Here is a 14073-nt window from a genome sequence, read left to right as displayed (position 1 = left end):
TTAGCATTTTAATTTTTTAATAACACTGTCTAATTTTTTACTATCTCCATCTTTTAAATCTTCTAAAGCCTCTATAGCAGGAACGAAATCTTCCATTTCATCAAGATAGTTTTCTAAAGCATTGCGTAAAATTTCAGCCTTTTTCTTTTTAGAAAATTTTGCAGTTTGATTTAAGCGCTCGTAAAGTTCTTCTGAAAGAGTTAGAGTGTATCTTTTATTCATTGTCTAGCCTTTATTTTGGTCTTATTGCTTCTTGGCAAGCTTTACATTTATAATTTGTGTTAGTTGTTTGTATTTTTTGATGAATTTCATAAGGAACTTTATGAATTTTATCTGTGCAAGAACAAATGTATTCATAAAATTCTTGCAATTCACCTAGGTTTGTATTTTTGTTTTTTTTGCTAAGTTGGGCTTGGTGCCATTTTTCTATTTTCATATCTTCTCTTAAAATATGCTCTAAAAGCCATTTGGATGCAATTATATTAAGTTTTTCTTTTAAATCATTAGTACTTTTTAAATTTTGGATCAAATCTATCATGGATTGTATGATACTTTTATGAATTTTTTGATGATTAGCAAGTTCAGGATAGCCTATTTTTGCCATATATTTTTCTTCTTCGGCAAAATGTTCTTTCATGTAATTGAAAAAATCCGCAAGTAAAAATTTAATCTGTCCTTTGTGAATAGGTTTATCCGAAATCATCTCAACATTGGCAGCAAGCTCAAAAAGTTTTTGGTGCTGCTTGTCGATTTCTTCATTGTGAATACTATATTTGTCGCACCATTTTGGTAACATACTAAAACCCCTTGTTTGGTTTGTGGGAGAGTTCTTGATGTATTATAATTTACAATATTTTAAATTATGATTAATTTTTATTAAATTTCGGTTTTTTCTTTACATAAAATTAAATTAGTAGAGCATTTTTTACATTTAAATTGTACTTTAGAATATTGTATTTTTAAATGAATTTCATAAGGAACTTTATAAATTCTACCTTCGCATTGGCATTGATATAAGAAATTTTTTATTTTTGGTTTTTCTTCTTCAAAGCTATCTGAAGAATTTTTTATTTGCGTACTTTGTTTCCAATACTCTATCATCATATCATGCTAAATGATATGTTCTATAAGCCATGAATTAACCATTATGTATAATTTTTATTTTAGGTCATTGGTGCTTTTTATGTTTTGTATGAGTTTTATTATAGATTTTGTGATTTGTTTATACATGAGTTTATGTTGGTTTAAGTAAGGATAATTAATCTCAGCCATGTAGTTTTCTTCATCTTGAAAATGAATTTTAATATAGTGAAAAAAATCAGCAACTATTTTTTAAGTTCGACTTGATAAATTGGTCTATCTGAAATTTCTTCAACTCTAGCAGCAAGTTCAAAAAGTTTTTTATGTTGTTCATCAATTTTTTCATTATTAATGCTGTATTTTTGATCCCATTCAGGTAATATAAGAGCCTTAAATATAAAATACTAGATTATATAAATATCAGACTTGAATTCTGCTAAATTCACACTCAATTTACACAAAAAAAATATAATGTTTTAAGTAAAGTATAATAAAAAGGTTTAAAAATGGCTACACAAATTCTTTTGTTAGAAGATGATATTAATTTAGGAGAAATTGTTAGTGAATTTTTAGAAGAAGAAGGTTTTGTAGTTACTTTAGTGGATAATGCTCAAGATGCACAAGATAAAGCTTATGAGAAAAATTTTGATTTATGGATTTTAGATGTAAAAGTTCCACAAGGTGATGGTTTTAGTGTGCTTAAAAATTTAAGAGAAGCTGGCAAATATACTCCAGCTATTTTTATGACTTCATTAAATACTACTATGGATTTACAAAAAGGTTTTGAAAGCGGTTGTGATGATTATATTAAAAAGCCTTTTGAATTGCAGGAGTTAAAAATAAGAATTAATGCTATTTTAAAGCGTTCTTTTGCTCATAAAAATGAAGATTATGAAGACTTGGGAAATGGTTTTAAGTTTGCTTTTGTTTCGCAAACTTTATATCAAGACGATAAACCTTTAACTCTGCCTTTAAAAGAATTAAAGCTTTTATCTTTGCTTTTAAAAAATAAAGGTAAATTTATAGATACTGCTTGTATTTTTGAAGAAATTTGGGAGTATGATCAGGAGCCAAGTGAACTTAGCTTAAGAGCTTATGTAAAAAATTTACGAAAAATTTTAGGTAAAGATAGTATTGTCAACCAAAGAGGAAGAGGGTATTGTTATGTATGAAGCCAAGCGCGTTGCATGGCAAATTCTTTCTTTGTATTTAGTGAGTATAGGAAGTGTTCTTATAGTACTTTTTGGCGTATGGTATGCAAAGTTAATAGAAGAATTAATAGCCGAACATAGCATAAAATTAAGACAAGAACATCGTTTTGTAATTTTACAAATGGAAAAGTTACGTTTTGAGCCTATAGAAAAAGGTGCTAGAAAAATTGCTCAAATTTCTAATATAAAATTTGCAATATTTGATAGAACAAAAGTTTATTTTTCTAATCTTGACTTGCCTGCTCAAACAACATTTTTTAAACTTAATAACGCAAATATTTATAATAATAACACTCTAATTTATGTAGCTGATGTGAATTTAAATAATTTATTGCTTGCAAATACTCAAGGACAAGATGCTTTGGAGGTCTTAGGTGATGTTAATCGTTTGAGGGTTTTAGTACAAGGTGATGATATCTCCAAAGAACTTGGATTTATAAGATTTAAAGTAGCTTTGGCTATGGTTTTTTCTTTGATTTTTGTAAGTATAATGGCTTATTTTATACTAAAATTTGCACTCAAGCCTTTAGAAATGAGAATAAGATTTTTAAATAATTTTATAAAAGATACCACTCATGAGATTAATACTCCAATTAGTGCGATATTAATGAGTGTAGAAGGTTTAGAAAGAAAAAAGAATTTTGAAGAAGTTAAAGCTTTAAAGCGTGTAAAAATAGCTGCTTTGACTTTGAGTCATTTGTATTCAGATTTAACTTTTTTAAATTTTTCTCAAGCTTATGAAGCAAAAAAAGATTGGATATTTTTAAAAGATTTGATTAAAGAAAGAATGGAATATTTTAAGATATTTTTGGAGCAAAAAAATATCAACTTAGAACTTAGCTTGAAAGATGATGGAAAAATTTATGCCAATAAAGAGCAGTTTTTTAAAATGTTTGATAACCTTATTAATAATGCTATAAAATATAATGTAAAAAATGGACATATCAAAATAATGCTTTTGGAGCAAAGACTTATAATAGAAGATAGTGGCTGTGGTATAGCAAAGGAAAATTTGGCCAACATTTTTGAGCGTTATTCGAGATTTAATGAAAATCAAGGTGGTTTTGGTATAGGGCTTTCTTTAGTGGATAAAATTTGTAAAGATCATAACATTAACATAAAAGTAGAAAGTGAGCTAAATAAAGGAACAAAATTTATTTTAACTTGGAAAAATTAAAATTATTTATTGCTCATTTTAGCCTTTTCTTTGGCTTTTATAAGTGTTGTGATAAATTCATTTAAATTTTTAGTATCGTTTTGATTTAGAGTTTGTGAGGTATGATTTAGCATTTGAGTGATTAAAACTTCGTTGCTTAAGTCATTATCACCAAATTCTCTAGCCTTTTGTAAAATTTTTAAAGTAAGCAAATTTTTTACTTCATACATTTTAATCCTTTAAATAAATCACGCTAACAATGCGCTTTGGAGTTTGGTTTTTTCTATAAGAAAAAAATCTCTTATCATCAAAGGTGCAAAGATTGATATCAAAAATATCACTAACACCTAATTCTTTTGCTTGAAATTTAACTAATGCTTTTAAATCAAGCTTATTTTCATGTAAAAAAGGTGCAAATTTTTCTTTGCTGTAGTTTAAAACCTCGCCATTAATTTCATAATTTTTAGCACAAATTCCTGCTGAAATAATGAGTTTTAAATTCTTGGTTTGAGTGTTAAAGCTTTTTTGCATTTTTAAAACAGCTTCTTTTAAGATGTTTTCAAAACAACCTTTTCTACCCGAATGTAAAGCTGCTACGGCTTTATTTTCATCATCATATAAAAGTAAAGGTAAGCAATCAGCACTTAAAATACACAAAGCTATATTTTTTTCATTGCTAATTATTCCATCAGCATTTAAGTGAAAATCTTTATTATAATGAGTGATGATGTTAGAATGAATTTGATTTAAAAATATACACTTTTTTATTGAATTTTCCCAAGGAAAAATATTATCATAAATTTTTGCTCTAAAAATATTATAATCTTGATCAAAGGCTACAAAAGCTTTTGCAAAATCATTTTCTAATAAAGTGATGTAATCTTGTCTATTTGTTGCCATGAAATTTCTTTTTTATAATTTAATTGTCTGTGTATATATCTTGCTAAAAGATCACTTTCTATATTCACGCGTCTTCCTATGGTATAGTTTTTAAACAAGGTTTCATTAAAGGTTATAGGAATGATAGTTAAACGAATACCATCTTTTAAAACTTCATTGATAGTCAAGCTCACTCCATCTATGGCTACACTTGCTTTATTTGTCATATAAATTTGTATATCATCAGGACATTTAATATAAAAATCAACTCCGTTTTCTTTTTTAGAAATATTAGTAATTTCACCTATACCATCAATATGTCCTTGCATTAAATGTCCATCTATTCTATCGCCATAAGCTAGTGCAGGTTCAATATGTACATAATCTTTTAAATTTTCAATAGCTATGTGAGTTCTTGTTTCATAAGAAAGTTCAAGGTTAAAACCATCATCAAAAAGTTTTGTTACACTCAAACACGCACCATTGACAGCAATACTATCGCCTAGTTTTGGTTTGTAGTTTGCTTTTAATCTTAAAGTGTTGTTTTGATATGATTTGACAAAGGCTAATTCGCGGATTAATCCATTAAACATTCAATACCTTTAATTTTTACGAGATTTTATCTAAAACTTTTAAATTTCAAAAAGTATTTTTAGTGTTTTATTTTAAAAAATATTATATAATTTTTGCCTTTTTTATAAAAATGAGGTCAAAATATGTATGATATAATCGTAATAGGTGGTGGGCATGCTGGAGTTGAAGCTAGTGCTGCTGCTGCTAGAATGGGTAAAAAAACTTTACTTTTAACTACTTTAATCGAGCAAATTGGTGCTGCAAGTTGTAATCCTGCTATAGGTGGTTTAGCAAAAGGACATTTGGTAAAAGAGCTTGATGCTATGGGTGGACTTATGGGGCAAATTACCGATGAGGCTGGAATTCAATTTAGAATCTTAAATGAAAGCAAAGGTGTTGCAGTGCGCGGAAGTAGAGCGCAAATTGATATGGATGCTTATAGAATTTGTGCTAGAAATATGCTTTTAAAACTTGAAAATTTAGAAATCTCTCAAGAGCAAGCTTTGTCTTTGCTTATAGAAAATGATGAAGTTAAGGGCGTTAAAACTAATTTAGAAAATACATATTTTGCCAAAAAAATCATACTGACAACAGGAACTTTTTTAAATGGACTTATCCATATAGGTGAAACCAAGCTTCAAGCAGGTAGGGTAGGCGAGCTTGCATCTGTAAATTTGGGAGATTACTTAAAACAAAGTGGTTTAAAAGTAGGAAGATTAAAAACAGGAACTTGCCCAAGGGTTGATGCTAAAAGTATTGATTTTAGTGTTTTAGAAATTCAACCTGGAGATGAAAATCCTAAAGCTTTTAGCTTTAAAACAAAAAATTTCAAGCCCAATCAACTTCCATGTTATATAGCAAGAACAAATTTAAAAACACATGAGATTATAAAAAGTAATTTTTACCGTGCTCCGCTTTTTACAGGGCAAATTGAAGGTATAGGACCAAGATATTGTCCTTCTATAGAAGATAAGATTAATCGTTTTGGTGATAAAGAAAGTCATCATTTATTTATAGAACCACAAACTAAAGATGCGACTGAATATTATATCAACGGCTTTTCTACCTCGCTTCCTTATGAAGTGCAAATTGCAATGCTAAGAAGTATAAAAGGTTTTGAAAATGCTAAAATCACGCGTTTTGGCTATGCTATAGAGTATGATTATATAGACCCAACAGAACTAAAACATACTTTAGAAACCAAAAAGATTAAAAATTTATATTGTGCTGGGCAAATTAATGGAACCACTGGTTATGAGGAAGCTGCTGCGCAAGGTTTTATGGCAGGAGTGAATGCGGTTTTAGCAATTGATGAAAAAGATCCTTTTGTATTAAGGCGTGATGAGGCTTATATAGGGGTGTTGATTGATGATTTAGTGATGAAAGGCACTAAAGAGCCTTATAGAATGTTTACTTCAAGAGCTGAGTATAGACTGCTCTTAAGAGAAGAAAATGCCATTTTAAGACTTGGAGAATATGGATATAATTTTAAACTTTTAAGTCAAGAAGATTATACATATATTGATAATATAAAACAAAATGTTAGCAAAGGACTTGAGTTTTTACTTCAAACTACATGGACACCAAGTAAGCAAAATAATGGATTTTTACAAAGTATTGAAGAAGAAAAAATCACTTCAATAGTGAGTTTACAAAAAATTGTCGCAAGAGCTAGTTTTAATATAGAAAAATTAAAAGCTTTGGATGAAATGTTTAAAAATATGGATGAGTATTCTTTAAATGAAATTTTAAATGAAGCAAAATATTATCATTATATTGCAATGCAAAAAGCACAAATTGAAAAAATGAAAAATTTAAATGATTTGAAAATCCCTGAAAATTTTGACTTTAAGAGTGTGAGTGGATTGAGTAATGAAGTAGTAGAAAAACTGCAAAAATTTAATCCACCGACTATTTTTGCTGCTTCGCAAATTAGCGGTATTACTCCTGCTGCTTTGGATATTTTACATATTTATATCAAAATGAAAAAACAATAGATAATAATAAATTTATCTATTGTTATGATTTAAAACAAACATTTATTTTTGTTTTTAAATAAATATCCATATATCTTAAATTAAGCTTTTTATACCAAAGAAAAAATTTATCATTTTTTAGATAAACTGCTAAGTTTTACAAAAAAATCAAAACAAAGGAAGTAAAATGGCTACATCTGAAAGTAGACGAAGCTTTATGGGCTTTGCCTTTGGAACGGTAGCTGCTGTGGGTGGTGCTTTTTCATTAGTTGCAATGAAAAAAACATGGGATCCACTCCCAAGTGTAAAAGCAGCAGGTATTACTACTGTAGATCTTTCTGGCATGAAAGAGGGCGAGCTTAGAACAATTGAATGGCGTAAGAAGCCTATATTTATCTTAAAAAAAGATGCAGATATGGCAAAAGATAGCAATAGAGATGTTGTTGTAGGTGATGTTGCTTATACTGTAGTTATTGGTCTTTGTACGCATTTAGGCTGTATTCCAGCTTACGCTCCAAGCGAAAAATTATTTAAGTGTGCTTGCCATGGTGGTGAATTTGACACCAGTGGTAAAAATGTATTTGGTCCTCCTCCAAGACCTTTGGATATTCCTCCTTTTAGAATTGATGGAACAAAATTAGTATTAGGCGAAGAAGGTCCAGAATATAAAAAAATGATCGCGGAGGCTTAATATGGCACAGATAAAAAAAGCAAATGGTATTGTAGATTGGCTTGATCAAAGATTAGCGGTAAATAAGCTTTTTAATGTTTTAATGGCTCAATATTGGATACCAAAACAAATTAACTTCTTATGGGCAATGGGTGTTATTTTAACTACTCTTTTTGCTATTTTATTTATTTCAGGTTTATTTTTAGTAATGTATTACAAGCCAGATGTAGCTTTGGCTTTTGATAGCGTAAATAAAACTATCATGCAAGAAGTGGAGTATGGGTGGCTTTGGCGTCATATGCACGGTGTGGCTGCTTCGGTTGTATTTTTAATCATATATATCCATATGTTAACAGGAATTTATTATGGCTCTTATAAAAGAGGCCGTGAAATGATTTGGATTAGTGGTATGCTTTTATTTGTTGTATTTTCAGCAGAAGCATTTAGTGGATATATGTTGCCTTGGGGGCAAATGAGTTTTTGGGCTGCTCAAGTTATTACTCAACTTTTTGGTGGAATTCCTTTTATAGGTGATGCGTTGGTTATTTGGATAAGAGGAGATTTTGCAGTTTCAGATCCAACTTTAACTAGATTTTTTATGTTGCATGTATGTTTATTGCCTATCGTGATTTTAGCAATTATTGCATTTCACTTTTATTCTTTAAGAATTCCTCATGTAAATAATGAAATTTCAGAAGAAATTGATTTTGATTTAGAAGCTGAAAAATATTTAGCAGGTGATACAAAAGGTTCTAAAGTTATTCCTTTTTGGCCAGGATTTTTAGCTAAAGATTTTATGTATATTGCGCTATTTATGATTTTCTTCTTTTACTTGGTATGTTTTAAATTCAATTTTGCAATGGACCCAATCAACTTTGACCCAGCAAATTCTTTAAAAACACCTCCTCATATTTATCCTGAATGGTATTTCTTGTGGAGTTATGAAGTTTTAAGAGGATTTTTCTTTGATGTTGGAAGCATTAAAGCTTTTGATATAGGGCTTGCAGCATTTGGTATAGCACAAATTATTTTCTTCTTATTACCTTGGCTTGATAGAAGTGATGTTGTAAAACCAGCACATGAAAGACCGATGTTTTTTGTATGGTTTTGGGTATTATTGATAGATTTAATTGTACTAACAGTTTATGGAAAACTTCCTCCAACAGGAATTAATGCTTGGATAGGATTTTACGCTTCTATGGTATTTTTACTATTATTGTTAGTAGTCTTACCAATTATTACTATCATGGAAAGAAAAAGGGGCTAATAATGAGAGAATTAAAAATATTTTTTGTAGTTGTCTTTTTCACAGGTTTAGTTTATTGGGGGGTTGAGCCTTACGCGCATTCAGTGATGAATCCTCCTTCAACTCCAGTTAATTTTGACTTTGCAAAAGCTGATGCAGAATTTACCAAAGGTGAAGTTGCTTTAAAAGAAAAAGCAGCAGTGGATGCTAATGCTTCAGGAAGTGAAAAAGCTATAGCTAATGCTCAAAAAGCATTAGAGCTTGCAAAAAGCCAAGAAGAAGCTACTAAGCAATTATGGGAAAAAATCGCAAAAATTGATTTTAGTAAAGGTAATGCACAAAAAGGAAAAGAGCTTTTTGAAGGAAATTGTATTGCATGCCATGGTGTGAAAGCTGTCGGAATTCCTGCTACTATTACAGATTCTTCTTTGGGTGTAACGCCTCCTGATTTGAGTGATGCAGGTGCTATCTATGATGAGAAATTTTTAGCAGCATTGATTGTTGATCCAGTTAAAGCTTTACAAATTTCACATAAATTTAATGATGAAAATCCATTCTTAATGCCTGCTTATCCTTTAAGTGGCGATGAAACACAAGATAATCAAGATTTAGCAGATTTAATTGCATTCTTTAAAAATACAGCTAGTGAATATGAAAAAGAATTTGATGCAAAATTAAAAGCTGATTTAGAAGAAAAATATGCTAAAAATCAAGAGCTTTCAGAGCAAGCAAAAACAGCTTTAATTGCAAAAGAGTTTGATTTTGCTAAAAACAAACATACATTTGAAAATGCTTGTGGAAGATGCCATGATGTAAAATATGATGGCTTTGTTTCAAGCTCAAATATGAGTGATTTAAAAAATTATCTTGGTATGACACCTCCAGATTTATCTATGATGATTCGTTCTAAAGGTGCACATTATCTTGAAATCTTCATCAATGAACCTCAAAAGAAAATTCATGGAACTGCTATGCCAAGAGTTGGTTTGAATGAAAAAGCACAAACTCAAGTTATTAATTATCTTGAAAAAGTTGGTGATAGTAAAAAAGAAGAAAGAGAGCAAACAGGAATTTATATCATGATATTCTTTGCTATCTTAAGTATTTTTGCTATAGGCTGGAAAAGATCAGTTTGGTCTAAACTACACTAATTTACCCAAAGAACGCCTTGTGGCGTTCTTTTTCTTCAATAATAAGCTAAATATAAAATAAAATTTGATATAATATTCTTTCATTTCACACGCATTAATTTCCTTATTAGGTTGCTTATGGGTTAAAGAATGCGGAGGAATAAACCTAATTATTTTATTTCAAGGAGAATTTCATGGTAAGCATGAGAGATTTATTAGAGTGTGGTGTACACTTTGGACACCAAACAAGAAGATGGAATCCAAAAATGAAAAAATTTATTTTTGGAGAAAGAAAAGGTATCTATGTAATTGATTTACAAAAAACACTTAGATATTTTAGATACACATATAACATCGTTCGCGATGCTGCTGCAGAAGGTAAAACAATTTTATTTGTTGGCACTAAAAAACAAGCTGGTGGAGCGATTAAAGAATATGCTGAAAAATGCGGTATGCCTTATGTAAATCATAGATGGCTTGGTGGTATGATGACTAACTTTGGAACTATCCGCCAATCAATTAGAAAATTAGAAGTTATAGAAAAAATGGAAGAAGATGGAAGCATTAAGCTTTTAACTAAAAAAGAAGCTTTAATGCTTACTAGAAAAAAAGAAAAATTACTAGCATATCTTGGTGGTATTAGATATATGAAAACCCAACCTGATATGATTTTTGTTATCGATACTGTTAAAGAAAAAATTGCAGTACAAGAAGCTAATAGATTAAAAATCCCTGTGGTTGCTCCACTAGATACAAACTGCGATCCTGACTTAGTAGATTTCCCAATTCCAGGAAATGATGATGCGATTCGTTCGGTTCAACTTTTCTGCCAAGAAATGGCTGAAGCAATCAATGAAGGTAAAGCTTTAAGAGAGCAAGATGGTGAAGCAAATGAAGAACAACCAATCTCTGAAGAAGAAAAAAAAGAAGTTTTAGATGAAGCTATGAGTGAAGAAGATTTTGAAGGAGATAAAGAGTAATGGCTGAAATCACTGCACAAATGGTAAAAGAACTGCGCGAAAGTACTGGCGCAGGTATGATGGATTGTAAAAATGCTTTAAAAGATACAGATGGTGATTTTGAAAAAGCAGTACAACTTTTAAGAGAAAAAGGACTTGGAAAAGCTGATAAAAAAGCTGATCGTTTAGCTGCTGAAGGTTTGGTAAGTGTAAAAGTAAGTGATGATTTAAAATGTGCAACTGTAAGTGAAATCAATTCAGAAACTGATTTCGTTGCTAAAAATGAACAATTTATTGCTTTAACAAAAGATACAACAGCACATATTCAAGCTAAAAGCCTTCAAAATGTTGAGCAGTTGCATTCAAGTGAGATTAATGGTGTTAAATTTGAAGAATATTTAAAAAATCAAATTGCAACTATAGGTGAAAATTTAGTTGTAAGAAGATTTGCTACTGTAAAAGCTGGAACTAGTGGAGCAGTAAATGGTTATGTTCATTCTAATGGACGCGTGGGTGTTATTATTGCTGCAGCTTGTGATAGTGAAGCTACGGCTAATAAGTGTGGAGAATTTTTAAAACACCTTTGTATGCATATTGCTGCAATGAAACCAAGTTATTTATCTTATGAAGAGCTTGATATGGATTTTGTAGAAAATGAATATAAAGCTTTAGTTGCAGAGTTGGAAAAAGAAAATGAAGAAAGAAGAAGATTAAAAGATCCTAATAAGCCAGAGCTTAAAATTCCAAAATTTGCAAGTAGAAAGCAATTAACTCAAGAGATAATCCAAGAAGCTGAAGAAGCTATTAAAGCTGAACTTCAAGCACAAGGAAAACCAGAAAAAATTTGGCCTAACATTATCCCAGGTAAACTAAATAGCTTTATAGCGGATAATTCTCAGCTTGATGGTAGACTTACCCTAATGGGACAGTTTTATGCGATGGATGATAAAAAAACTGTCGAGCAAGTAATTGCAGAAAAAGAAAAAGAATTTGGTGGAACTATTAAAATAGTAGAATTTATTCGTTTTGAAGTGGGTGAAGGTCTAGAAAAGAAAACTGAAGATTTTGCTGCTGAAGTTGCTGCGCAAATTGGTTAAAAATGGAACTTTTAAAAGCGGAAAATTTAAGCCATAGTTTTGATATTCCGCTTTTTGAAAATCTAAATTTTACTTTAAATGCAAAAGATTGTATTGCAATATGTGGAAGTAGTGGGTGTGGTAAATCTACTCTTTTGCATATTTTATCTACCTTGTTAAAACCTCAATCAGGAAAAGTTTTTTATAATAATCAGGATTTGTATTCCTTAAACGATGAAGCTTTATTAGAAATTCGTAGAAAAGATTTTGGGATTATTTTTCAAATGCATTATTTATTTAAAGGTTTTTTAGCTTTTGAAAATATAGAGCTTGCAAGTATTTTGAGTAGGCAAAATATCGATTATGAGTTATTAAAAAAACTTGATATTGTTGATTTAATGAATCAAAAGATCACAAAATTAAGTGGTGGACAGCAGCAACGAGTAAGTATAGCTAGAGTTTTAAGTAAAAGACCAAAAATCATTTTTGCTGATGAGGCTACTGGTAATTTAGATTTTAAAAATGCTTTAAATGTGTTAGATATTTTGATTGGTTATGTCAAAGAAAATAATGCAGCTTTAGTTTTTGTGACTCACGATCAAGAACTTGCTAAAAAATGTGATAGGATTTATCATTTAAGTAATTATGGAATTTGTTAAATATTTAGGCGATGAAAATGTTGTAATTTTCATGCTTTTATTTGCCAGAATGAGTGGATTAATAGTATTTTTCCCTTTTTTTTCTCACAATAGTATACCTTTGGTAGTAAAAACAACTTTAGCTTTGTTTTTAACAATGTTTTTATATCCTTTGGCAAAACTTGAAAATAATACACCTGATTCTTTTTTTATTTTATATCTTTTAAGTGAAGTGCTTTTTGGGATGGTTGCAGGTTTAATTTTACAAATGATTTTTGCCATTTTACAAATGGCAGGTGAGCAAATTTCTTTTACCATGGGTTTTTCTATGGCTAGTATTTTAGATCCGGCTACAGGTGCTAATACTCCAGTAATTTCTCAAGTTTTAAATTTGCTTGCATTGTTGGTTTTTTTAGCATTTGATGGTCATCATTTGGTATTGCTTTTTATATCTAGTTCATTAGATTATATTAGTTTGGGTGGATTTTATCCGCACGAGAATTTAATGCTTTATTTGAATAAAGCTATGGTAAATATCTTTGTGCTCGGTTTTTCTATGGCTTTTCCTATTTTAGCAATATCTTTATTATCAGATGTTATTTTTGGTATGCTTATGAAAACTATGCCACAATTTAATCTTTTAGTGGTGGGTTATCCTATCAAGATATTTTTATCCTTTGCAGTGCTTATTGCTATTTTACTCATCATGATGCAGTATTTTAAAAATTTAATGTTAAAAAGTTTTGAGCATATGGAGTTATTGTTTTTCAATATATAAGCAATAAATAATTAAAAATGTTTTAAAATAATACATTTCTTTAACTTGGGAGATGACAGATGAAGGTTGTGCTGATAAATTCTAATGTAGCTGTTTCAAAATTAATTAGTTTGGGGGTTCAAAAACTAGGTTATGAATTTGAAGAGCTTGCAAATGCTGAAGAACTTGAAGATTTTTATGATATTATTATCATAGATCATGATATTGAAGCTAATTTAGATGAATTAAAAAGTAAATGTAATAGATTGATTTATTTATTGCCTAGAAACCAAGAGCAAGTAGAAGGCGTAGAGTGTTTATATAAGCCTTTTTTACCGACTGATTTTATAGAACTTTTGGGTAATGAAAAAACTTTAAGTGAAAGTAAGGATGGCACTTTAGAAGAAGATGAATTGAGTTTTGATGAGGATGTTTTAATTGATAAAGATATGCCTTTAGATGGAAATGAACTTTTGGCTGGTATTGATTTGTCTGAGCATGAAGAAAGTTTAAGTGAAGATGATTTAAATCTGCAAGAAGATTTTTTTGAAGAAAATTTAGATAATTCATTAGAAGTTGAAGATAAATCTAAATTATCAAATGAAGCTGATATTGACAAGGAATTAGATGATAAGTTAACATTAGTAGATGAACAACATGAAGAAAATATAGAAGAAAATATAGAAGAAAATATAGAAGAAAATATAGAAGAAAATATAGAA

15 protein-coding genes and 2 pseudogenes are annotated in these 14073 nt (G+C 29.7%); 11 read left to right on the top strand and 6 right to left on the bottom strand.

All coding sequences use genetic code 11. The annotated features are described in order from the left end of the window. From L8X30_RS07670 to L8X30_RS07980, 3 genes and pseudogenes are all read right to left on the bottom strand, one after another. Complete coding sequence (locus L8X30_RS07670; protein ID WP_263664313.1) at positions 1 to 222, bottom strand: ribbon-helix-helix protein, CopG family; 222 nt, start codon at positions 220 to 222, stop codon at positions 1 to 3. Positions 223 to 232: 10 nt separating this feature from the next. Next, a complete protein-coding gene (locus L8X30_RS07665; RefSeq protein ID WP_263679733.1) occupies positions 233 to 796 on the bottom strand; it encodes a bacteriohemerythrin in 564 nt (187 codons plus the stop codon). An 80-nt stretch (positions 797 to 876) separates the two neighbouring features. After that, positions 877 to 1463 (bottom strand): annotated as a pseudogene (locus L8X30_RS07980) (bacteriohemerythrin). Between the two features lie 123 nt (positions 1464 to 1586). Here L8X30_RS07980 and L8X30_RS07655 point away from each other — a divergent pair. Both L8X30_RS07655 and L8X30_RS07650 read left to right on the top strand, forming a co-directional pair. Further along, the gene (locus L8X30_RS07655; protein ID WP_047208461.1) at positions 1587 to 2252 is read left to right on the top strand and encodes a response regulator transcription factor; all 666 of its coding nucleotides are present in this window, start codon (positions 1587 to 1589) and stop codon (positions 2250 to 2252) included. Then, positions 2215 to 3468, top strand: coding sequence for a sensor histidine kinase (locus L8X30_RS07650; RefSeq protein WP_263679732.1), 1254 nt, complete (start codon positions 2215 to 2217; stop codon positions 3466 to 3468). The genes L8X30_RS07655 and L8X30_RS07650 overlap by 38 nt, the downstream gene beginning before the upstream one ends. Before the next feature lie 2 nt (positions 3469 to 3470). Here L8X30_RS07650 and L8X30_RS07645 read toward each other — a convergent pair whose 3' ends face one another. The 3 genes from L8X30_RS07645 to ribE are packed head-to-tail and all read right to left on the bottom strand — an operon-like array spanning position 3471 to position 4919. Continuing rightward, positions 3471 to 3677, bottom strand: a complete 207-nt coding sequence (locus tag L8X30_RS07645; RefSeq protein ID WP_263679731.1) for a hypothetical protein — start codon at positions 3675 to 3677, stop codon at positions 3471 to 3473. 1 nt (position 3678) lies between these two features. After that, a complete protein-coding gene (gene pgeF / locus L8X30_RS07640; protein ID WP_263679730.1) occupies positions 3679 to 4347 on the bottom strand; it encodes a peptidoglycan editing factor PgeF in 669 nt (222 codons plus the stop codon). Beyond that, positions 4311 to 4919 carry a riboflavin synthase gene (gene ribE / locus L8X30_RS07635; protein WP_263679729.1) on the bottom strand — a complete coding sequence of 203 codons (609 nt, stop codon included), beginning with the start codon at positions 4917 to 4919 and terminating at the stop codon, positions 4311 to 4313. Before ribE ends, pgeF begins: the two co-directional genes overlap by 37 nt. Before the next feature lie 123 nt (positions 4920 to 5042). Between ribE and mnmG the strand changes: the two genes are divergently transcribed. The 9 genes and pseudogenes from mnmG to L8X30_RS07590 form a co-directional block, all read left to right on the top strand. Next, positions 5043 to 6896, top strand: coding sequence for a tRNA uridine-5-carboxymethylaminomethyl(34) synthesis enzyme MnmG (gene mnmG / locus L8X30_RS07630; RefSeq protein WP_263679728.1), 1854 nt, complete (start codon positions 5043 to 5045; stop codon positions 6894 to 6896). A 166-nt stretch (positions 6897 to 7062) separates the two neighbouring features. After that, positions 7063 to 7566: a ubiquinol cytochrome c oxidoreductase, 2Fe-2S subunit gene (locus L8X30_RS07625; RefSeq protein ID WP_039618773.1), complete on the top strand. Its 504-nt coding sequence runs from the start codon at positions 7063 to 7065 to the stop codon at positions 7564 to 7566. Between the two features lies 1 nt (position 7567). Then, the gene (locus L8X30_RS07620) at positions 7568 to 8812 is read left to right on the top strand and encodes a ubiquinol cytochrome c oxidoreductase, cytochrome b subunit (RefSeq protein ID WP_039668616.1); all 1245 of its coding nucleotides are present in this window, start codon (positions 7568 to 7570) and stop codon (positions 8810 to 8812) included. 2 nt (positions 8813 to 8814) lie between these two features. After that, positions 8815 to 9942, top strand: a complete 1128-nt coding sequence (locus L8X30_RS07615; protein WP_263679727.1) for a c-type cytochrome — start codon at positions 8815 to 8817, stop codon at positions 9940 to 9942. Positions 9943 to 10115: 173 nt separating this feature from the next. After that, positions 10116 to 10901, top strand: a complete 786-nt coding sequence (gene rpsB / locus L8X30_RS07610) for a 30S ribosomal protein S2 (protein WP_263679725.1) — start codon at positions 10116 to 10118, stop codon at positions 10899 to 10901. Beyond that, entirely contained in the window at positions 10901 to 11977 is a 1077-nt protein-coding gene (tsf, locus tag L8X30_RS07605) for a translation elongation factor Ts (protein WP_263679724.1), read from the top strand. Before rpsB ends, tsf begins: the two co-directional genes overlap by 1 nt. A gap of 2 nt (positions 11978 to 11979) precedes the next feature. Then, positions 11980 to 12615, top strand: a complete 636-nt coding sequence (locus tag L8X30_RS07600) for an ABC transporter ATP-binding protein (protein WP_263679723.1) — start codon at positions 11980 to 11982, stop codon at positions 12613 to 12615. Beyond that, positions 12602 to 13372: a flagellar biosynthetic protein FliR gene (fliR, locus tag L8X30_RS07595; protein WP_263664301.1), complete on the top strand. Its 771-nt coding sequence runs from the start codon at positions 12602 to 12604 to the stop codon at positions 13370 to 13372. Before L8X30_RS07600 ends, fliR begins: the two co-directional genes overlap by 14 nt. Positions 13373 to 13431: 59 nt before the next feature. Continuing rightward, positions 13432 to 14073: pseudogene (locus tag L8X30_RS07590) on the top strand (hypothetical protein); the annotation flags it as partial.

This window comes from Campylobacter sp. CNRCH_2015_0338h, from assembly GCF_025772785.1.
Taxonomy (GTDB): Bacteria; Campylobacterota; Campylobacteria; order Campylobacterales; family Campylobacteraceae; genus Campylobacter_D.
Note: the sequence above shows the minus strand (reverse complement) of the source record. Positions and strands in the feature narration are given on the sequence as shown.